Raw genomic sequence first — 20,761 nt, 5'->3', positions numbered from 1 at the left:
CCTATCGATACGTGTGCTGAGCACCTAAGGAGCGGCCTTGTGCCGCGAAAGGGCTGCAAGGCAGCCCCAGCATTCTCAAAGACGCCCCACAGGATAGAACGCCCCGCCGCTCCAAACCCCAAGCCACTCCTGGCCCTCGATTTCACGCGGGACCGCCAGCTCCACCAATTGGTAGAACACATTGCGATGGATCAGCGCCTCGAGGTTGCTGCGCATCAGAATGTACGGCGAAGGCTCCTGGGTCAGGGGATCGATCTCGACCCGCAGCGGATGCTCCGGGCCCGCCTCGACCTGGTCATCGACATTGCTGGTAAAGCGCAGCACCTGCTGCTCGCCACTGCCCTGCACGTCCAGCAGCACGGCGACGAAGGGTGCGTCATCGACCCGGATACCGACCTTCTCCACCGGCGTAACCAGGAAATAATCATCGCCATCGCGGCGAATGATGGTGGAAAACAACCGGACCATCGGCTTGCGCCCGATCGGCGTACCCAGGTAGTACCAGGTCCCGTCGCGGGCGATGCGCATGTCGATGTCGCCGCAAAAATCTGGATTCCACAGGTGTACCGGCGGCAACCCTTTTTCCTTCGGGATCTGCGCCAGAAGATCATTGGCCTTGCCGGTACCTGCCATCACCCTGCCCTCAACGACTCATGCCCAGAAGGCTACGAGCGTAATCGCGCATGGGGGGGCCAAGCAAATCTTCCGGCGCCTTGTCGTGGAACGTCAACAAACCGCCACGGCTCTTGATCCGCGCCGTATCGATCAAATAGCGGGTGCTGGTCTCGATCAGCATCATCTGCACCACACCGGTATCGACCCCCAGGCGATCGACGGCCTGCTCGTCGTACCATTCGTCCCCATTGCCGATGCGGTCATCGGTCCGCGCGAAACGGGTGTAGAGCACATAATGGGCGCCCACCGAGCGAGCTTCGGCCAGCGCCTCTTCCAACCCCAGCGGCCCTTGGGCGCGACGCACCAGCGGGAAATATTCGACGAAGCTCTTGTAGGCTTCCTCGGCCACCACGTTCGGCCGGGGCACCGGCCCCTTGCCTGGCGGTGCGAAATGCCCCTGGCCGATGAAGATGAACGAGTCGGGCTGCAGGCGCACCGACAGGCTACGTCGGGTATCGCTGTGGTCCAGCAGCCCGGCATCGCTCATGTGGTAGCGAACCCCCTCGCCCATATCACTGACATTCATGCAACCGCCCAGCGCCAACAGCGCCAGCGACAAGACCAGCCTACGCATTCTTCCTCCAGAAACCGGCGACGAAAAACCGGCGAATAGCCGCCAGATGCAGCTTTTACGCCAGGTCAGCCACCGATCACCTTCATCACCGTCATGCCGCCGGAAAACGCCAGGTCCTGCTTATCCGCCAGGGCCTTGACCAGCAAGCGTTGCAAGGCCGGCAGGGCCTGATGGCGAGGCTTTTCCAGAAGGTCACCGACGAAATGCCGGTTACCCGATGACAGACAGCCGTGCAACCAGCCCGTGGAGGACAAGCGCAGCCGTGAGCAGGTCCGGCAGAACGGCACGCTCTCGTTGGCGATCACGCCAAAATGGCCTTTGCCAGCCACTCGATAGCGCAAGGCGGTGGCATCCAGTGGCGCGCTGGCCTGCTGGAAGGCATGGGCCTGGCCAATCAGATCGAGCAATTGTTCGAGGCCGACGAATTGCTGAAGAAAGGCGTTGTGGTCGCGGGCAAGATGGCCCATGCGCATCAGCTCGATGAAGCGCAATTCGTAACCCCGCTCCAAGCAGTAGTCGAGCAGTGGCAATACCTGATCCAGGTTCTGCCCGCGCATGGGTACCATGTTCACCTTGATGCCCATGCCGGCGGCACTGGCCTGTTCCATGCCAGCCAGCACCGTGGCCAGATCGCCGCCACGGGCAATACGGCGGAAGGCGTCGGGGTCGAGCGTGTCGAGGGACACATTCAGACGACGAATACCGGCGGCCTTGAGCAATGGGAGTTTGCGCGAGAGCAACTGGCCGTTGGTGGTCAGGCCGATATCGGCCAGGCCCAGCGTTCCGACTGCTTCGAGAAAGGCCTCGAGGCGCGGGCTGACCAACGGCTCGCCACCGGTGATACGCAGCCGCTCGATCCCGGCCGCTTCGACCAGGTAGGCCACGCCACGGGCCAGCAACTCGGCCGGAAGCTCATCCTGCGCCGCCACCAGGCGCTTGCCATCGGGCACGCAGTACGTACAGGCATAGTTGCAGGCAGCCGTCAGGCTGACACGCAGGTTGCGAAAGCGCCTGCCTTGACGATCGACGATCATGGGTGGGTGACTCCGGCACGGATGAATCGGGCTGGCAAAACCTGACTCATAAATCAGGTTTTTGCAAGCCCCAACTTCTGGCCGACGGGCGAACGGAGGCTGCGATGCAGCCTTTCGCGGCACAAGGCCGCTCCTACAGATGTACCAGGCCTGCAGGAGCGACTTGTATCGCGATGCTCTAGTTCGCGATCTCCGGGTCGCGCTTGCGCTTGTTGCCCATGCGCACGCCAATGTCCATGAGGAACTGGAAGAAGCCTTCCTGATCCTCCAGCACATTGCTCCAGAACGGCGAGTGATACAGTGCCACGGCGCCGTGCACCAACGCCCATGCGGCACAGTAGTGGAAATAAGGCGGTACGTCCTCGAGCTTGCCCTCGCTGATACGGCCCTTGATCAACAGGGTGAGGCGATCGAAGTTGGAGGCGCGGATGCGGTGCAGCTCCTCGACCATCTCTGGCACCTGGTTGCCCTTGACGACCTTTTCTTCCAGGCGGTCGAACAACCGGTAACGCTGCGGGTCACGCATGCGGAACTCAAAATAGGCGCGCGACAGGGCTTCCTTGTCGCGGTCGACGTCGTCCGAGTGCAACAGGGCGTTGAGGTCGCGTTCATAGTCGAGCATCAGGCGCAGGTAGATCTCGGCCTTGGACTTGAAGTGCTTGTAGATCGTGCCTTTGCCGATACCCACGGCGTCGGCGATCATCTCGACGGTGACGCTGTCTTCACCTTGCTCGAGAAACAGCTTGAGCGCGGTATCGAGGATCTCTTGTTCGCGGCGGCGAAACTCACGGACCTTACGAGGTTCTTTCTGCATAGGAAGGACTGGATGGACAATCGAAGCGGTTTATTATGCCTAACTTGCAGGAAAATGCACGGATCATCCTCGCTTCTATGTATCACGGTGCGTGTCGAGCGTAATCCAGGCGGCGTGAAGAGTAACCGTTTGTCCCTTTGGACATGCAGGGAAGACCCTATGGTTTCCAGGTGTATTCCAAATCTGTTTAAAAAACGACCAGTTGTCGCTGGCACTGTGCCAAACCTGATCGATACTTGGAGTGTTGGCGCGGCGCATCCCCCCAAGTGGCGCGTCAATAAAGGTGCCCAGGGACCGCGGTACCTTTGTTTTACTCCTAATGGTCTTAACCCGGATTCCCCCCCCAGAACCCGGGTTTTTTTTGCCCGCGGAACAGGTGCTTGCCTCTGGAGGCGGGCGCCAAGCACCGGCAGGGAATCAGGCCACCCGCGCCAACGGGAACAAGCGCTTGAAGTTGGCCGTGGTCTGCTCGGCCAGCTGCGCATAGCTCACCCCACGCAGCGAAGCCACGTATTCGGCCACTTCGCGCACATACTGCGGCAGGTTCGGCTTGCCGCGGTACGGGATCGGCGCAAGGTACGGCGAGTCGGTTTCCACCAGCAGGCGGTCGGCCGGGACCTGGCGGGCCACCTCGCGCAGGGCGTCGGCATTGCGGAAGGTGACGATACCCGACAATGAAATGTAGTAGCCCAGGTCCAGCGCGGCCCGGGCCATGTCCCAGTCCTCGGTGAAGCAGTGCAGCACGCCAGCTTGCGGCAGGCCGGCCTCGCGCAGCAGGGCCAAGGTATCGGCCCGCGCCGCGCGGGTGTGGACGATCACCGGCTTGCCGGTCTGGCGCGAGGCTTCCAGGTGCAGACGGAAGGAGGCCTGCTGCAGCTCAGCGGCCTCAGGCTCGTAGTGGTAGTCCAGGCCAGTCTCGCCGATGGCCACCACGTGCGGGTGGGCCAGCTCGCGCAACAACCATTCCAGCGCTGGCGTTTCACCGGGCGCCAGGTCCAGCGGGTGCACACCTACCGAACAATCCACGTCAGCGTATCGCTCGCTCAGGGCCTTGACCGCCCCAGCATTGTCGGCGCTCACGCCGATGCACAGGAAATGCCCCACGCCCCGTTCGCGGGCGGCTTGCAGGGCAGCATCGAGGGAGCCACCATGGGCGCTCAGGTCAAGTCGGTCGAGGTGGCAATGGGAATCTACGAGCATGGGATTACGGCACACATGAAGGAAACGAAAGAGGAATCAGCGTGAACCCGGCAATTGGACCCAATGGGCCAACAAGGCTTCGAGCAGCAGGACACGATTGAGGTTGGCCTTGGCCAGCACCTTCTGGCGTTGCTCGAGGATCCATGCCTGGACCTCCAGCACCCTGCCCTGCCGGCTTTTCTGCGCCAGGTATTGCACCACCTTGCGCATATCGCCCAAGCCTAGCCCCTCTTCGTCCTGGGTCAATTGGTAGCGCAGGATCAGGTGCGACCAGTCACAGAACCAGTCGAACAGCAACAACAACGGCACGTTGCTCCAGGCTTCGGCCAACTGGCTGGGGGACTGTTGCTGCTTGAGCAGTTTCTTCACGCCATCGGTGACCAATGCACGCTGCTCGCGCACGCCTTGGGCCTGCAAGCTCATGGCCATCAAGGGCGAACCGGCAGCCAGGGTCAACAGCTCGTCGCGTTCTTCGGGCGCAACGTCGGGCAGGGCTCCGGCGAGGAAGGCCTGGCTTTGGGGCAGGCTCGGCTGCGGGCAGGCGACTTGCTGGCAGCGGCTCTTGATGGTCGGCAGCAGACGGCTGGGCTGGTGGCTGACCAGCAGCAGCACGGTATCGCCCGAAGGCTCCTCGAGGCTCTTGAGCAGGGCATTGGAGGCATTGACGTTCATCGCCTCGACCGGCTCGATCAATACCACCTTGCGCCCGCCCTGCTGCGCGGTCTGCACCACGAACGACACCAGCTCGCGCACCTGGTCGATCTTGATCGGCTTGTCGGCCTCTTCCGGCTCCAGCACGAAGTTGTCCGGGTGGCTGCCGGCCTTGAGCAGCAGGCACGACTTGCACTGGCCACAGGCATCCAGGCCCTGGGGTTGCTGGCACAGCAGGCGGGCCATCAGGCGCTCGGCCAGGGCCCGCTTGCCGATACCCTGGGGCCCATGGAGCAGGTAGGCGTGAGCGTGCTGGGCGCGCCCGGACAACTGCTGCCAGAGCGCCTGCTGCCAGGGGTAGGCCTCAGCCACGGCAGCGCTCCAGGATGCCCGGCAGCAACGCATCGATGGCGCGCTGCACGGCCTCCAGCGGCTGTGCGGCATCCAGCAAGCGGTAGCGCTGGGGCTCGCGCCCGGCGCGCTGCAGGTAGGCCTGGCGCACGGCCTCGAAGAACGCCTGGCCCTCCTGCTCGAAACGGTCCAGGCGACCGCGGGCGGCAGCGCGGGCCAGGCCCACTTCCACCGGCAGGTCGAAAACCAACGTCAGGTCGGGGCGCAGTGCGCCCTGGACGAAGGTCTCCAAGGTGGCGATGCGCTCCTGGGACAAGCCGCGACCACCGCCCTGGTAGGCATAGGTGGCATCGGTGAAACGGTCGCACAGCACCACCGCACCGCGGGCCAGTGCCGGGCGAATGACCTCGGCCAGGTGCTGGGCACGGGCAGCAAACACCAGGAGCAGCTCGGTGTCGGCGGCCATGGCCTCGTCGCTCGGCGCCAGGAGCAGTTCGCGGATCCGCTCGGCCAGCGGCGTACCGCCCGGTTCGCGGGTCAGGACCACGTCCAGGCCCTGTTCACGAAGGCGCTCGGCCAGGTATTCGCGATTGGTGCTCTTGCCCGCGCCTTCGGGGCCTTCCAGGGTGATAAACAAACCGCTCACGGGCAGTCCTTACTGTTGTTCGTCGGGAGCCGGCGTCTCGGCCGGCGCGGGTTCGCTGGCAGGCGCATCACCTTCGGGCGCCAGGCCTTCGCCTGATGGCCCGCTGGCAGGTGGCGCAGGCTCGACCGGCGCCTGCTCGCCAGCGCCTGGTTGCGCTTGGGGCGCGGGGCTCGAGCGGTAGTCACTGCGACGCTTGAGCTGGAACTCCCGCACGGCGCTGTTGTGGTCGTCCAGGTCATCGGAGAACACATGGCTGCCGTCGCCGCGAGCGACGAAGTACAGGCTGGAGCCGTTGGCGGGGTTCAGCGCGGCATGGATGGCCTCGCGGCCGACCATGGCGATCGGTGTCGGCGGCAACCCGGTCATGGTGTAGGTGTTGTAGGGCGTCGGCTCGCGCAGGTCGGCGCGGGTGATGCGGCCGTTGTAGCGCTCGCCCATGCCGTAGATCACGGTCGGGTCGGTCTGCAGCATCATGCCCAGACGCAGGCGGCGCACGAACACCCCGGCGATCTGCCCGCGTTCCTGGGGAATACCGGTTTCCTTCTCCACCAGCGACGCCATGATCAGCGCCTGGTACGGGTCGCGGTACGGCAGGTCGGTGGCGCGCTCGGCCCATTCCTTGGCGAGTACTTCCTCCAGGCGCATGTAGGCCTGCTGCAGCAGTTCGACATCACTCATGCCGCGCACGAAGCGGTAGGTATCAGGGAAGAAGCGGCCTTCGGGAAACACCCCGGTATGGCCAAGCTTTTCCATCACCTGCGCGTCGGACAGCCCGTCGAGGGTGTGCTTGATCTTTTCATGCTTGGCGACCGCAGCACGCACCTGGCGGAAGGTCCAGCCTTCGACCAGGGTCAGGTTGTATTGCACCACGTCGGCACGGCGCCAGGCATCGAACAGCTCGGCCACAGTCATGCCAGGGGTGAGGCGGTATTCGCCGGTGTGCAAGGGGGTGCCGGCCATGTTGAAGCGCCAGTACAGGCGCAACCAGATGGCGTCGTCCAGCAGGCCCTCGTTCTGCATGCGATAGAACATGCGATTGGGCGTGGTGCCAGTGGGCACGTCGAGCAGTTGCTCCTGCGTCACGTGCAGGGGCTGCTCCAGGACTGAGTTGACCTTCCAGGCCGACCAGCCGAAGGCCAGGCCAGCGAGGATCAACCCCATTTCCAGCAGCAGCAGGAATTTACGTCTCACGAATCAGGTTTCCAGTAACGTACGGGCAACGGCCTGCAGTTTACGGGTGAGTGGGCCTGGCGGCCAGTCGAGCTTCAAGGCAGAAAATGTACGCACCGGCCATACACCATAGACGCTGTTGCACAGGAACACTTCGTCGGCCTGTTTCAGGTCGTCGAGCGCCAGGTCGCGCACTTGGGCCGTGATGCCCAGGGCTGCGGCCTGCTCCAGCAACGCCGCACGCATGACGCCCGCCACGCCGCAACGATTGAGGTCGGCCGTCAACAGCTCGCCGTCGCGGACCAGGAAGAGGTTGCTGTAGACGCCCTCGATCAACCGCCCGTGCATGTCACGCATCAGCCCTTCGGCATATTCGCCACCCTGCCATTCGCTTCTGGCCAGTACCTGTTCCAGGCGGTTGAGGTGCTTGAGGCCGGCCAACAGCGGCTGTTCGGCCAGACGGGTCTGGCAATCGAACAGGTGTACGCCCTGTTCGGCGTGTTCCTTCGGGTAGGCGGGCAACGGGCTGCCCTGGAGAATGCGCCGGGGCGCGGCGCCCACCATGGGGGCGTAGCCACGCAGGCTATCGCCACGGGTAAGGATCAGCTTGGCCACGCCTTCGCCGAGTTGGCGGGCATAGGCGATGATTTCGTTACGGACAACAGACAGGTCAGCTTCGATCGCCAGGCGCTGGCAACCCAGCGCCAGGCGGTCGAGGTGCTGCGTGAGCAGGCTGGGCCTGCCGGCACGCACGGCGATGGTCTCGAACAGCCCATCGCCGTAGGCCAGGCCGCGATTCTGCAGGTTGAGTGCAGCAGCGGGCTGGCCGTCGATCCAGCTGTGCATCAGCCGACGAACCGGCGGAATACCAGCGAACCGTTGGTTCCGCCAAAGCCGAAGGAGTTGGACAGCACCACGTCGATCGGCATGCTGCGGGCTTCGTGGGGCACGAAGTCCAGGTCGCAACCTTCGTCCGGTTCGTCCAGGTTGATGGTCGGCGGCGCCATCTGGCTGTTGATCGCCAGCACGCTGAAGATCGCCTCCACCGCGCCCGCGGCGCCCAGCAGGTGGCCGGTCATCGACTTGGTCGAGCTGACCGCCAGCTTGTAGGCATGCTCGCCGAACACCTTCTTGATCGCGGCCACTTCGGCGATGTCGCCAGCCGGGGTCGAGGTGCCATGGGCGTTGATGTAGCTGACCGCCTCGGGGGCGATGCCGGCATCGCGCAGCGCATTGACCATGCAACGTGCGGCGCCGTCACCGGTATCGGGTGGCGAGGTCATGTGGTAGGCATCACCGCTCATGCCGAAACCGACCAGCTCGGCATAGATCGTCGCGCCTCGGGCCTTGGCGTGCTCGAGCTCCTCGAGCACCAGGGCACCCGCACCGTCGGACAGCACGAAACCGTCGCGGCCCTTGTCCCACGGGCGGCTGGCGCGGGTCGGTTCGTCATTGCGGGTCGACAGCGCGCGGGAGGCTCCGAAACCACCCATGCCCAGGCCGCAGGCCGCCATTTCGGCGCCGCCGCCGATCATCACGTCGGCCTCGCCGTAGGCGATGTTGCGCGCGGCCATGCCGATGCAGTGGGTGCCGGTGGTGCAGGCCGTGGAAATGGCGTAGTTCGGGCCCTGCAACCCCAGATGGATCGACAGGAAGCCGGAGATCATGTTGATGATCGAGCCAGGCACGAAGAACGGCGAAATCCGCCGTGGGCCCTGGTCATGCAGGGTCCGGCTGGTTTCCTCGATATTGGTCAGGCCGCCGATGCCCGAGCCCATGGCCACGCCGATGCGCTCACGGTTGGCGTCGGTGACTTCCAGGCCAGCGTTGCGCACCGCCTGGAAACCGGCCGCCAGGCCGTACTGAATGAACAGGTCAAGCTTGCGGGCCTCTTTGGCCGACAGGTATTGCTCGACCTCGAAGCCTTTCACCGAGCCGCCAAAACGGGTGGTATAGGCAGACAGGTCCGTGTGTTCGATCGGCCCAATGCCACTGCGGCCAGCCAGAATGCCCTGCCAGGTGCTCGGTACATCGGTACCCAGTGGCGACAGCATACCCATACCGGTGACCACGACGCGTCTACGCGACACAGTACTCTCCTCTTCTGATAACAGAGTCTCTTGCCATTGCATTCAATGGCGACGAAATGCAATGCAACAGGCTCTGGGGGCTCGCAAAGAAAAAACCGCACGCCGGCAAAGGCAGTGCGGTTTTTCCCGACAAGAAGCGTCGACTACTGCGTCTTAGGCCTGGTGGCTTTTGACGTAGTCGATTGCAGCTTGAACGGTAGTGATCTTCTCGGCTTCTTCGTCAGGGATTTCGGTCTCGAATTCCTCTTCCAGAGCCATCACCAGCTCAACGGTGTCAAGCGAATCGGCACCCAGGTCATCGACGAAGGACTTCTCGGCAGTCACTTCCTCTTCCTTGACGCCCAGTTGCTCGGCGACGATTTTCTTGACGCGTTCTTCGATGGTGCTCATACCTAGTTTTCACTCCTAATGGACATATGTCAGGCAGCTGGCCGGTGACCAAGTTTATAGAAAGACGCCTGCTTTTCAAGCGCAACGCGCCGTTCACCCAGTCACTCCACCCTCTGCCTGGAATCTGGTTGCAGCTTTATAACGGATTTTAGGCTTCGTGTATGACTCTTTTTTGAAGCAATCCGTCACATCGCACTGGGTTTTTACATGTACATCCCGCCGTTGACCGGCACGGTGGCGCCGGTAACGTAGCCCGCGCCTTCGGATGCCAGGAAGGAAACCACCTTGGCGATCTCCTCGGCCTGGCCCAGGCGACCCAGCGGAATCTGGGTCTGCAGCGCTTCACGCTGCGCTTCTGGCAGCTCGCGGGTCATGTCGGTGTCGATGAAGCCCGGGGTCACCGAGTTGACGGTGATGCCGCGCGAGCCCACTTCACGCGCCAGGGCGCGGCTGAAACCTTCCAGGCCGGCCTTGGCGGCGGCATAGTTGGCCTGGCCGGCGTTGCCCATGGCACCGACGACCGAGCCGATGCTGATGATACGACCCCAACGCGCCTTGGTCATGCCACGCAGCACACCCTTGGACAGACGGTAGAGGCTGTTCAGGTTGGTGTCGATCACGTCGAACCACTCGTCGTCCTTCATGCGCAGCATGAGGTTGTCACGGGTGATACCGGCATTGTTGACCAAGATGGCCGGCGCACCGAACTGCTCGCCGATGGCGGCCAGCACGGCGTCCACGGACTCGGCGCTGGTCACGTTCAGTTCCATGCCGGTGCCCGTGATACCGTGCTCCTTCAGGGTGGCGGCGATACGCTCTGCGCCCGAAGCCGAGGTGGCGGTGCCGATCACGGTCGCGCCCTGGCGGCCCAGCTCGAGGGCGATGGCCTGGCCGATACCACGGCTGGCGCCGGTGACCAGTGCGACTTTACCTTGCAGGCTCATGCAAGCTTCTCCAATTTCAGGCCAGCGCCGCACGGGTGGCGGCGACAGCGTCAGGGGTGTTGAGGTTGTAGGTGGTCACGCCGTCGGCGCAACGCTTGTTCAGGCCGGCCAGGACCTTGCCCGGGCCGCACTCGACCAGGTTGACCGCGCCATTGGCCGCCAGGGTCTGCACGCACTCGACCCAACGCACCGGCTGGTACAGCTGGGCCAGCAGGTCCTGCTTGAGGGCAGCGAGGTCAGCGGCGACCGCGGCGGTGACGTTCTGCACCACGGGAATCTGCGGGGCCTTCCACTCGATGGCGTTGACCGCTTCGGCAAAACGCTCGGCAGCCGGCTTCATCAATGCGCAATGCGACGGGACACTGACCGCCAGCGGCAGCGCGCGCTTGGCACCCTTGGCCTTGCACAGCTCGATGGCGCGGTCGACCGCAGCCTTGTTACCGGCGATGACGACTTGGCCTGGCGAGTTGAAGTTGACCGCGCTGACCACTTCGTCTTCGGCCGCTTCGGCGCAGATGGCGACTACGTCGGCGTCATCCAGGCCGAGGATCGCGGCCATGGCACCGTGACCGGCCGGCACGGCTTCCTGCATCAACTGGCCACGGCGCTCGACCAGGCGCACGGCGTCCTTCAAGCTCAGGCTGCCAGCGGCGACCAGCGCGCTGTACTCACCCAGGCTGTGGCCAGCAACGAAGGCCGGACGCGCCCCGCCCTCCTCCAGCCACAGGCGCCACAAGGCGATAGAGGCAGTGAGGATCGCCGGCTGGGTCTTGTCGGTTTGGTTGAGTTGTTCTTCCGGACCTTCCTGGACCAACTTCCACAGGTCGTAGCCCAGAGCCTCGGAAGCTTCCTTGAAGGTCTCGACGATCACCGGCTTTTCTGCGCCGAGTTCGGCGAGCATGCCCAGCGACTGGGAGCCTTGACCGGGAAAGACGAATGCGAGGGATGCAGACATTGAACAAGCCCTTATGATCTTGTCGTCGGATAGGGTGCGTCGAGCCAAGGGCTGGACGCGGAAACTGAAAACTTGGATGGGAAAAGAGACCAAGCGGTCACATTTAACCATTTCACCGCGGGAATTAAAGCAAGAGATCTTCCAGGCGACCATGCAAGCGTTGCGGCAGGTTCTCCTGGATTTCGATCAGCGCCCGCTGGATGGCGCTCTGGAAGCCCTGCACCCCGGCAGAGCCATGGCTCTTGATGACGATACCCTGCAGGCCGAGGAAGCTCGCGCCATTGTGTCGCGCCGGAGCCAGGTCGGCCTGCAGGCGCTTGAGCAGCGGCATGGCCAAGGCACCGGCGGCACGCGTCAGCACTCCCCCACGGAACAACGCCTCGATGCGCGCCCCGATCATGGTCGCCAGGCCCTCGCTGGACTTGAGCAGGATGTTGCCGACGAAACCGTCGCACACCACCACGTCGGCCTCACCCCGATACAGGCCATCGCCTTCGACGAAACCGATGTAGTTGAGGCCGCGGGCATTCTGCAGCAGGCTGGCCGCCAGCTTGACCTGCTGGTTGCCCTTGATGTCCTCGGTACCGACATTCAGCAACGCCACGCGCGGGCGCTGGATACCCAGGGCCTGGGCGGCCACGGAACCCATCACGGAGAACTGGTAGAGGTTTTCGGCACTGCAGTCGACATTGGCACCCAGGTCGAGCAACTGGCAGTAGCCGCCCTGGGTCGGGATCGCCGCCACCATCGCCGGCCGGTCGATGCCCGGCAAGGTCTTGAGCACGAAACGCGACAAGGCCATCAGGGCACCCGTGTTACCGGCGCTCACGCAGGCCTGGGCCTTGCCGTCCCGCACCAACTCAAGGGCGACGCGCATCGACGAGTCAGGCTTGCCACGCAACGCCTGGGATGGCCGCTCGTCCATACCCACCACCTCACTGGCCGCGACAATTTGCAGGCGTGCGCGATCCGCAGCTGCAAGGCCACTGATGAGTTCTTCGAGGAGGGAAGGTTGACCGACGAGGGTCAGGTGCAGCGAGGGGGTAGCCGAGAGGCAAGCAATACTTGCCTGAACAATGCTGCGGGGACCGAAGTCCCCGCCCATTGCGTCGATCGCGATGATCTGAGCAGACAAGGATTACTCGTCAGCGCCCTTGTCGATCACTTTGCGACCACGGTATACGCCTTCTGGCGAAACGTGGTGGCGCAGGTGTACTTCACCGGTGCTCCTCTCTACGGACAGCGCGTTTTCCGACAGGGCGTCGTGGGAACGGCGCATGTCACGGGCAGAGCGGGATTTTTTGTTCTGCTGAACAGCCATAATTGATTAACTCCTAAACGTTTGGGTCACGCTTTAACTGCGCCAAAACACTGAACGGGTTGGACCGCGATACCTCGTCCTTGCTCGGTTCGGGCTCATCGGCGCCCGCCGGCTGCTGGCATTCTTCCGGATGATGAGCAGGTACGATCGGCAGGGCGAGCAACAGCTCTTCCTCGATCAGCGCCTGCAGATCCAAAGGATCTTCGCCCAGTTCCAGCACGTCATAGCCTTTCGGCAACGACTGGGTATTCGCACCCTCCTTCACCACGGCGTACGTACATTCGCTGTGGATCGGCAGGGTGACCAGCTCAAGACAACGCTGGCAAACCATCTTGACCTCGACGTCGAGTTCGCTGTGGATAACCACGGCGTTCTGTTCGTCTCGCTCAAAATCGAACTTCGCCTGCACCGTACCGACATCGTCGGAAAGCGGGTCGCAGAGTCTTTCCAAATCAGCGAGTTGCAGCGAACCTTGGAGGGTTACGCCGCGATCAGCCAATTTGCGCGGGTCAACGTGAGGTGGAATCGGGTCATTCAACATAGGCGCAGCATTCTAGGGATGCCCCCCGCCCCTGTCAAAGGAAATTCGGCAGCATCACGCATGTTAGAATCGGGGTCATCTGCCCAGGAGTCTATCATGCTTCCCCTGTTACTGGCTTCCAGCTCCCCCTACCGGCGCGAACTGCTCGAGCGCCTGCGCCTGCCCTTCACCTGGGCAAGCCCCGACATAGACGAGCGGCGCCTGGATGACGAACCGGCCGTCGACCTGGTTCGCCGCCTGGCCCGGCAAAAAGCCGAGGCCCTGGCGAGCAGCCACCCCGACCACCTGATCATCGGCTCCGACCAGGTGGCGGTGCTCGGCGAACAGATCCTGGGCAAGCCGCACACCTTCGAACGTGCCTGCGAGCAACTGCTGGCCGCCAGCGGGCAACAGGTCAGCTTCCTCACCGGCCTGGCCTTGTACAACAGCACCACCGGCCGCTGCCAGGTGGACTGCGTGCCGTTTACCGTACACCTGCGGGAACTGGATCGTGAACGCGTGGAGCGCTATGTGAGGGCCGAACAGCCGCTGGACTGCGCAGGCAGCTTCAAGGCTGAAGGGCTGGGCGTGAGCCTGTTCCAAAGCACCCACGGGTGCGATGCCACCAGCCTGATCGGCTTGCCGCTGATCCGCCTGGTGGACATGCTGCTGAAAGAAGGCGTGCAGGTTCCCTGAAACGCCCCGGCATCGCCCTTCCTGGCAGAAGTGGCCTTGTGCCGCGAAAGGGCCGCACAGCGGCCCGATCCCAGATCAGCGCAAGGCAGGGCCCTGGAACCCCATCCACATGGCCAGGCGCTCGGCCACGCTGGCTCCCAGGCGCTTGGAGAAGCGATCGAACGGCGACTCTTCGACCGTGAAGTCCACCAACTCCTTCTCGCCCACGACCTCACGCGCCACATAGCTGGCACTGCCCAGGCCATCCACCAGTCCCAGGGCCTTGGCCTGCTCACCCGACCAGATCAGGCCGCTGAACAGCTCGGGGTGCTCCTTGTCCTTGAGCCGATCACCCCGCCCCTGCTTGACCATGGCAATGAACTGCTGATGGGTGGTGTTCAGCACGCCCTGCCAGAACTCGGTTTCCTCAGGCTTCTGCGGCGAGAAGGGATCGAGGAAGGCCTTGTGCTCACCGGCCGTGTAGGTACGCCGCTCCACGCCAAGCTTCTCCATGGTGCCGACGAAACCATAGCCGGCCGCCGTGACACCGATAGAGCCCACCAGGCTGGCCTTGTCGGCATAGATTTCGTCGGCCGCACTGGCGATGTAGTAGGCGCCCGACGCCCCCAGGTCGGCGATCACCGCATAGAGCTTGATCCCCGGGTATTCGCCACGCAGGCGACGGATCTCGTCATAGATGTAGCCCGCCTGCACCGGGCTGCCGCCCGGGCTGTTGATGCGCATGACAACGGCCTTGGTCTTCGGGTCCTTGAAAGCTTCGCGCAGACTCTTGACGACATTGTCCGCGCTGGCAGGCTCCTGGTCGGCGATGATGCCGCGCACCTCGACCAAGGCGGTATGGCTGGCACTGCGCGAAGCCGCCTTGTCCATGTCCATCAGCGGGGTGAACAGCAGCAGGATGCCGAACAAGTAGACGAAGGTCAGCAGCTTGAAGAAGATCCCCCAGCGCCGTGCCCGACGCTGCTCCTGCACACCTGCCAGCAGGGTCTTCTCCAGCAGCTTCCAGCTCTTGCGCTCGTCGTTGTCCCCGGAGCCCTCGGGCTCGGGTGCCCGCCACTCGTCAGCCATGCTCACCTACCTTGGAATGGGTGCGCGATGTGGCCAGCCACTCACGCAACTGTGAAAAATGATCGATGCACACCTGCGGACCGAACTCGCTCAAGGCCTCCAGGGACATGGCACCATACCCCACGGCGACCGAATGCATCCCGGCATTGGCGGCCATCTGCAGGTCGAACGCCGAATCTCCGACCATCAATGCGCGCTGCGGTTCGACCTGGCAATGGGCAAGGATCTGCTCGAGCATCAGCGGGTGCGGCTTGCCACGGGTTTCGTCGGCAGCGCGGGTGATGTCGAAGTAACGCTCCCAGCCATTGGCCTTGAGCACCCGGTCCAGCCCACGGCGCGCCTTGCCGGTGGCGACCGCCAGGCGGTAACCCTCGGCACGGAACGCCTCCAGCGATTCCACCACGCCCTCGAACAGCGGCGAAGGCTGCTGGTCCAGCGCCATGTACACATCGGCGTAGTGCTGGCGGAACACTTCGACCTGACCAACATCCAGATGCGGGTACAGCGTGGCGATCGCCTCACCCAGGGCCAGCCCGATGATGCCCTTGATCGCACCCTCGTCACTGGGCGCCTCGCCGGCACGCTCGGCGGCACTGTTCATGGCCAGGACGATCCGCCCGATGGAGTCGGCCAGGGTGCCATCCCAGTCGAAGATCAACAGCTCATACGGTTTGTTCATGGGAAATCAGGTCGCACTCAAACGCTCCACGGTCTTGGCCCATACCTCGTCCACCGGCGCCTCGACCTTCAGCTCACCGCCGTCGGGCAGCGGCACGGTCAGGGCATAGGCATGCAGGAACAAGCGCTTGCCGCCCAGGTCGCGGATCTCCTTGGAGAAGTCTTCGTCGCCATACTTGCTGTCACCGGCGATGCTGTGCCCTGCATGCAGGGTGTGCACGCGGATCTGGTGGGTGCGGCCGGTCACCGGACGCGCCTCGACCAGGGTGGCGAAGTCGCCGAAGCGGCGCAACACGCGGAACAGGGTCAGCGCCTCCTTGCCTTCGTCGTTGACTTCGACCATGCGTTCGCCCGAACGCAGGTTGCTCTTCTGCAGCGGCGCACTGACTTGTTTCTTGGACGTCGGCCAATGGCCGCGCACCAGGGCCATGTAGCGCTTGTCGACACCATCGCCACGCAGGGCCGCGTGCAGGTGGCGCAACATGCTGCGCTTCTTGGCGATCATCAGCAGACCGGAGGTGTCGCGGTCGAGTCGATGGACCAGCTCCAGCTCCTTGGCGTCCGGACGCAACTGGCGCAGCGCCTCGATCACCCCGAAGCTCAGGCCGCTGCCGCCATGCACGGCGATGCCGGCCGGCTTGTTGAGCACGATCAGCGCCTTGTCTTCGTAGACGATGGCCGCCTCCAGGCGCTGCAGCAGCCCCTGGGCCACCGGGGCCGGCTCGTCACGCTCGGGCAGGCGCACCGGCGGCACGCGCACGATATCGCCGGCCTGGAGTTTGTACTCAGGCTTGATCCGGCCCTTGTTGACCCGCACCTCGCCTTTGCGCAGGATGCGGTAGACCAGGGTCTTGGGCACGCCCTTGAGGGCCGTGATGAGGAAATTGTCGATGCGCTGGCCGGCAAGCTCCGGCGCGACTTCGATCAGCTGTACGCCGGAAGTCGGGGGGGTATTGGTCGTCATGCGGGAATCATAACAATTTTTTATGGAATTGAAGCACTTAATCATTACTGCTATAGTCGCGAACGCCGCCAAAAGCGGCAGGCCAGCGGCAGCAGGCTCCAGGCCCGCCCCTGACCATCGCAATTCTCGAGGACGCGAGGCCGTCCTACGGGGTTTTCGCCAGTTTACCGAAATGCCTGGAATCGCCACCAGCGCTGTGTAGAGAAGACCGAAAAAAAACGACAAGTGCGGTATTTCACCTGCTTACCCGCTTCTTTTCGCCGTACCTCTGCCCGCTCCGGCGCTTGCACGCATCGCCCGGCGAATGCTTCGGAAATACCTGCCTTGGATATGAATGGCGCCAGTTCCCGAATCGGAGCTGGCGAAAAATGCAACCCGTTGCGGATTCAGCGCGCGGCAGCACCCGAATGATCAGGATACGTGCAGGGTGGAGATGCACAGCCCTCGGACCGTGTAGCACCGCGTCCGGCCACCGGCCCCTTGTTTGGCCGATGAGCGGACCCGGTCCTGGACAGATGCCCCTCGGGCGTCCACGGCCGACGGTTGATTCCTCCTCCTGACTGAGTGCACGGGGCCTGTATGGTTGATTCGGATACCACAGGTCTTTTTGGCATCGCAGCAAACAGGACGCGTCGTCGCGACCACGGCAGGCTGGGTAACCGGCTGGTGCCGAACGTCGCTGGACACGGGGGTGGCCCGCCACCCTTTGCGCACCTTGGCACCGACCATGAACAGTCGTGTGTGCCGAACGCCGTTTCCGGCAGCCCGGAAACCGACGGTACAACATGAAAAGAATGCTGATTAACGCGACTCAACCCGAAGAGTTGCGTGTAGCCCTGGTGGATGGCCAACGCCTCTACGACCTGGATATCGAGTCCGGGGCGCGCGAGCAGAAGAAGGCCAACATCTACAAAGGCCGGATCACCCGGATCGAACCCAGCCTCGAAGCCGCCTTCGTCGACTTCGGCTCCGAACGCCACGGCTTCCTGCCACTCAAGGAAATCTCCCGCGAATACTTCAAGAAGGCGCCCGAAGGCCGCGTCAACATCAAGGAAGTACTGAGCGAAGGCCAGGAAGTCATCGTCCAGGTCGAGAAGGAAGAGCGCGGCAACAAAGGCGCCGCCCTGACCACCTTCATCAGCCTGGCCGGCCGCTACCTGGTGCTGATGCCCAACAACCCGCGTGCCGGCGGCATTTCCCGCCGCATCGAAGGCGAAGAGCGCAACGAGCTGCGCGAAGCCCTCAACGGCCTGACCGTCCCGGGCGACATGGGCCTGATCGTGCGCACCGCCGGCCTTGGCCGCAGCAGCGAAGAAATGCAGTGGGACCTGGACTACCTGCTGCAACTGTGGACCGCCATCAAGGAAGCGTCCCAAGACCGCGCCGCGCCGTTCCTGATCTACCAGGAAAGCAACGTCATCATCCGCGCCATCCGCGACTACCTGCGCCAGGACATCGGCGAAGTGCTGATCGACAGCATCGACGCCCAGGAAGAAGCCCTGACCTTCATCCGCCAGGTGATGCCGCAGTACGCCAGCAAGGTCAAGCTGTACGAAGACAGCGTCCCGCTGTTCAACCGCTTCCAGATCGAAAGCCAGATCGAGACCGCTTTCCAGCGCGTGGTCGACCTGCCGTCGGGCGGCTCCATCGTCATCGACCCGACCGAAGCCCTGGTTTCCATCGACATCAACTCGGCGCGCGCCACCAAGGGTAGCGACATCGAGGAAACCGCCCTGCAGACCAACCTGGAAGCGGCCGAGGAAATCGCCCGCCAGCTGCGTCTGCGCGACATCGGCGGCCTGATCGTCATCGACTTCATCGACATGACCCCGGCGAAGAACCAGCGCGCCGTGGAAGAGCGCGTACGCGAATGCCTCGAGGCCGACCGTGCCCGCGTCCAGGTTGGCCGCATTTCGCGCTTCGGCCTGTTGGAGATGTCCCGCCAGCGCCTGCGCCCATCGCTTGGCGAAAGCAGCGGCATCGTCTGCCCACGCTGCTCCGGCACCGGCATCATCCGCGACGTCGAGTCGCTGTCCCTGGCGATCCTGCGCCTGATCGAGGAAGAAGCCCTCAAGGACCGTACCGCCGAGGTACGCGCCCAAGTGCCGATCCCGGTGGCCGCCTTCCTGCTCAATGAAAAGCGCAACTCGATCACCAAGATCGAACTGCGCACCCGTGCGCGCATCATCATCCTGCCGAACGATCACCTGGAAACCCCGCACTTCGAAGTCCAGCGCCTGCGCGACGACAACCCGGACGTGCTCAACAGCCAGTCCAGCTATGAGATCGCGGCCGCCGAAACCGAAGAAGCACCGCAGCCGACCGCCACCCGCACCCTGGTTCGCCAGGAAGCCGCAGTGAAGACCGCTCCGGCCCGCGCCAATGCCCCGGTACCGGCCACGCCCGAACCGCAACCGGCCGCTCCTGCCGCGCCGGCGCCGAGCGCACCTGAACCGAGCCTGTTCAAAGGCCTGGTCAAGTCCCTGGTCAGCCTGTTCGCCGGCAAGGAAGAGCCTGTTGCCGCTCCGGCTGCCGCCACCGAGAAACCTGCCACCGAACGCGCGCAGCGTAACGAAGAGCGTCGCAACGGCCGTCAGCAGAGCCGCAATCGCAACGGCCGCCGCGATGAGGAGCGCAAGCCGCGCGAAGAGCGTGGCGAGCGAGCCCCGCGTGAAGAGCGCCAGCCACGCGAAGAGCGTGCGCCGCGTGAAGAACGTGCACCTCGCGAGGAGCGCGCACCACGTGAAGAGCGCCAGCCGCGCCAGCCACGCGAAGACCGCCGTGGCAACCGCGAAGAGCGTGTACGCGAGCTGCGTGAACCGCTGGACGCCGCACCGGCCGCCCGCGAGGAGCGCCAGCCGCGCGAAGAACGTGCGCCACGTGAAGAACGCGTAGCCCGCGAAGAACGCGCACCGCGTGAAGAACGCCAGCCACGTGAAGAACGTACGCCTCGCGAAGAACGTGCCCCGCGTGAAGAACGAGCCCCGCGTGAAGAACGCGCTCCTCGTGAAGAACGTGCTCCGCGTGAAGAACGTGTCCCTCGTGAAGAACGTGCTCCGCGCGAAGAGCGTGCCGAGCGTGAAGAACGCCAGCCGCGCCCACCACGCGAAGAGCGCCAGCCGCGTGCCGCCGAGCAAGCAGCCGAAGCCACCGAGGAGCAACTGCCCAACGAAGAGCTGCTGCAGGATGAGCAACAGGAAGGCACCGATGGCGAACGCCCACGCCGCCGTTCCCGTGGCCAGCGTCGTCGCAGCAACCGTCGCGAACGTCAGCGCAACGCCAACGGCGAGCTGATCGAAGGCGGTGACGAGGACGCTACCGGCGAAGAACAGGCAGCACCGCAGCACCAAGCCACCGAGCTGGGTGCGGAACTGGCCGCCGGCCTGGCCGTGACGGCCGCCGTCGCCACCAGCAACATCAGCGCCGACGCCGAAGCCCAGGCCAACCAGCAGGCCGAACAAGCCACTGCCACGGTTGCCGAAGGTGAAGTCATCGCCCTGTCGGCTGAACAGGTCGCCGCAGAGCCGGCTACCCAGGTCGAGCAAGCCGCTATCGCCCCAGTGGTAGAGCAGCCTGTCAGCGCACCGGTTGCCGTAGTCGAGCCTGGTGCCGAACCTGTCGTGGAAACGGCTGAACAGCCCGCTGCCGAAGCCCCTGCGGTCGAAACTGCCGCACAAGCACCGGCCGTTGAGTCCGGCGAAGCCGAGAAAGCCCCTGCCACCGGGCAAGCGCCGGTTGCAGAGCCGGTTGTCGAAGCCGTCGAGGCAACGCCTGAAGTGGTCGAACCTGCTCCGGTCGCAGCCCAAGCCGCGCCTGCAGAAGCAGCGCCAGAGGCACCGGCCCCGGTCGAACCGGCCACTGTGATGCTGCCCAACGGCCGCGCCCCGAACGACCCACGCGAAGTGCGTCGCCGCAAGCGCGAAGCCGAAGCTGCCGCCGCTGCCGCCAAGGCCGCTGCAGCAGCCCAGGAGCCCGAGGCGCTGGAAACCACCGAAGCGCAAAAGCCTAACCACGGTTGAT

Annotated in this window: 21 protein-coding genes; 2 read left to right on the top strand and 19 right to left on the bottom strand. The window is 64.1% G+C overall.

Annotated elements, in window-relative coordinates; genetic code table 11:
• Positions 1–75 precede the first annotated feature (75 nt).
• The 16 genes from K8374_RS06805 to K8374_RS06730 form a co-directional block, all read right to left on the bottom strand.
• Complete coding sequence (locus tag K8374_RS06805) at positions 76–633, bottom strand: DUF1285 domain-containing protein (protein ID WP_224458411.1); 558 nt, start codon at positions 631–633, stop codon at positions 76–78.
• Between the two features lie 10 nt (positions 634–643).
• Entirely contained in the window at positions 644–1,249 is a 606-nt protein-coding gene (locus K8374_RS06800) for a DUF4823 domain-containing protein (protein ID WP_084855037.1), read from the bottom strand.
• 65 nt (positions 1,250–1,314) lie between these two features.
• Entirely contained in the window at positions 1,315–2,283 is a 969-nt protein-coding gene (locus K8374_RS06795) for a GTP 3',8-cyclase MoaA (protein ID WP_224458410.1), read from the bottom strand.
• A gap of 178 nt (positions 2,284–2,461) precedes the next feature.
• Entirely contained in the window at positions 2,462–3,097 is a 636-nt protein-coding gene (locus K8374_RS06790; protein WP_084855035.1) for a TetR/AcrR family transcriptional regulator, read from the bottom strand.
• A gap of 417 nt (positions 3,098–3,514) precedes the next feature.
• Positions 3,515–4,297, bottom strand: a complete 783-nt coding sequence (locus tag K8374_RS06785; RefSeq protein ID WP_084855034.1) for a TatD family hydrolase — start codon at positions 4,295–4,297, stop codon at positions 3,515–3,517.
• 36 nt (positions 4,298–4,333) lie between these two features.
• Positions 4,334–5,320 carry a DNA polymerase III subunit delta' gene (locus tag K8374_RS06780; RefSeq protein ID WP_224458409.1) on the bottom strand — a complete coding sequence of 329 codons (987 nt, stop codon included), beginning with the start codon at positions 5,318–5,320 and terminating at the stop codon, positions 4,334–4,336.
• Positions 5,313–5,945 carry a dTMP kinase gene (tmk, locus tag K8374_RS06775; protein WP_224458408.1) on the bottom strand — a complete coding sequence of 211 codons (633 nt, stop codon included), beginning with the start codon at positions 5,943–5,945 and terminating at the stop codon, positions 5,313–5,315. Before tmk ends, K8374_RS06780 begins: the two co-directional genes overlap by 8 nt.
• 9 nt (positions 5,946–5,954) lie before the next feature.
• A complete protein-coding gene (gene mltG / locus K8374_RS06770; RefSeq protein ID WP_224458407.1) occupies positions 5,955–7,136 on the bottom strand; it encodes an endolytic transglycosylase MltG in 1,182 nt (393 codons plus the stop codon).
• A 3-nt stretch (positions 7,137–7,139) separates the two neighbouring features.
• Positions 7,140–7,961 (bottom strand): aminodeoxychorismate lyase, encoded by an 822-nt coding sequence (pabC, locus tag K8374_RS06765; RefSeq protein WP_224458406.1) that lies wholly within the window; start codon positions 7,959–7,961, stop codon positions 7,140–7,142.
• Positions 7,961–9,205, bottom strand: a complete 1,245-nt coding sequence (gene fabF, locus K8374_RS06760) for a beta-ketoacyl-ACP synthase II (protein ID WP_224458405.1) — start codon at positions 9,203–9,205, stop codon at positions 7,961–7,963. The genes pabC and fabF overlap by 1 nt, the downstream gene beginning before the upstream one ends.
• Before the next feature lie 153 nt (positions 9,206–9,358).
• Positions 9,359–9,595, bottom strand: a complete 237-nt coding sequence (gene acpP / locus K8374_RS06755; RefSeq protein WP_043214413.1) for an acyl carrier protein — start codon at positions 9,593–9,595, stop codon at positions 9,359–9,361.
• Between the two features lie 203 nt (positions 9,596–9,798).
• Positions 9,799–10,539: a 3-oxoacyl-ACP reductase FabG gene (gene fabG / locus K8374_RS06750; RefSeq protein WP_224458404.1), complete on the bottom strand. Its 741-nt coding sequence runs from the start codon at positions 10,537–10,539 to the stop codon at positions 9,799–9,801.
• Between the two features lie 16 nt (positions 10,540–10,555).
• The gene (gene fabD / locus K8374_RS06745) at positions 10,556–11,494 is read right to left on the bottom strand and encodes an ACP S-malonyltransferase (protein ID WP_224458403.1); all 939 of its coding nucleotides are present in this window, start codon (positions 11,492–11,494) and stop codon (positions 10,556–10,558) included.
• Positions 11,495–11,618: 124 nt separating this feature from the next.
• Positions 11,619–12,629, bottom strand: coding sequence for a phosphate acyltransferase PlsX (gene plsX, locus K8374_RS06740; protein ID WP_411969606.1), 1,011 nt, complete (start codon positions 12,627–12,629; stop codon positions 11,619–11,621).
• A gap of 3 nt (positions 12,630–12,632) precedes the next feature.
• A complete protein-coding gene (rpmF, locus tag K8374_RS06735) occupies positions 12,633–12,815 on the bottom strand; it encodes a 50S ribosomal protein L32 (protein ID WP_224458402.1) in 183 nt (60 codons plus the stop codon).
• A gap of 13 nt (positions 12,816–12,828) precedes the next feature.
• A complete protein-coding gene (locus tag K8374_RS06730; protein ID WP_224458401.1) occupies positions 12,829–13,356 on the bottom strand; it encodes a YceD family protein in 528 nt (175 codons plus the stop codon).
• Positions 13,357–13,452: 96 nt separating this feature from the next.
• On the opposite strand from K8374_RS06730, the gene K8374_RS06725 reads away from it, so the two are divergent.
• Positions 13,453–14,031, top strand: coding sequence for a Maf family protein (locus tag K8374_RS06725; RefSeq protein WP_224458400.1), 579 nt, complete (start codon positions 13,453–13,455; stop codon positions 14,029–14,031).
• Between the two features lie 75 nt (positions 14,032–14,106).
• Here K8374_RS06725 and sppA read toward each other — a convergent pair whose 3' ends face one another.
• From sppA to rluC, 3 genes are read right to left on the bottom strand one after another with little or no spacing between them, the layout of a single operon-like run.
• Positions 14,107–15,099, bottom strand: a complete 993-nt coding sequence (gene sppA / locus K8374_RS06720) for a signal peptide peptidase SppA (protein WP_224458399.1) — start codon at positions 15,097–15,099, stop codon at positions 14,107–14,109.
• Positions 15,092–15,778 (bottom strand): HAD family hydrolase, encoded by a 687-nt coding sequence (locus tag K8374_RS06715; RefSeq protein WP_224458398.1) that lies wholly within the window; start codon positions 15,776–15,778, stop codon positions 15,092–15,094. The genes sppA and K8374_RS06715 overlap by 8 nt, the downstream gene beginning before the upstream one ends.
• A 6-nt stretch (positions 15,779–15,784) precedes the next feature.
• Positions 15,785–16,741, bottom strand: coding sequence for a 23S rRNA pseudouridine(955/2504/2580) synthase RluC (gene rluC / locus K8374_RS06710; RefSeq protein WP_196144999.1), 957 nt, complete (start codon positions 16,739–16,741; stop codon positions 15,785–15,787).
• A gap of 785 nt (positions 16,742–17,526) precedes the next feature.
• Here rluC and rne point away from each other — a divergent pair.
• Complete coding sequence (gene rne, locus K8374_RS06705; RefSeq protein WP_224458397.1) at positions 17,527–20,760, top strand: ribonuclease E; 3,234 nt, start codon at positions 17,527–17,529, stop codon at positions 20,758–20,760.
• Position 20,761 lies beyond the last annotated feature (1 nt).

It is taken from the genome of Pseudomonas sp. p1(2021b) (assembly GCF_020151015.1).
GTDB lineage: Bacteria > Pseudomonadota > Gammaproteobacteria > Pseudomonadales > Pseudomonadaceae > Aquipseudomonas > Aquipseudomonas putida_K.
This window is presented reverse-complemented; position numbering and strand designations above follow the sequence as displayed.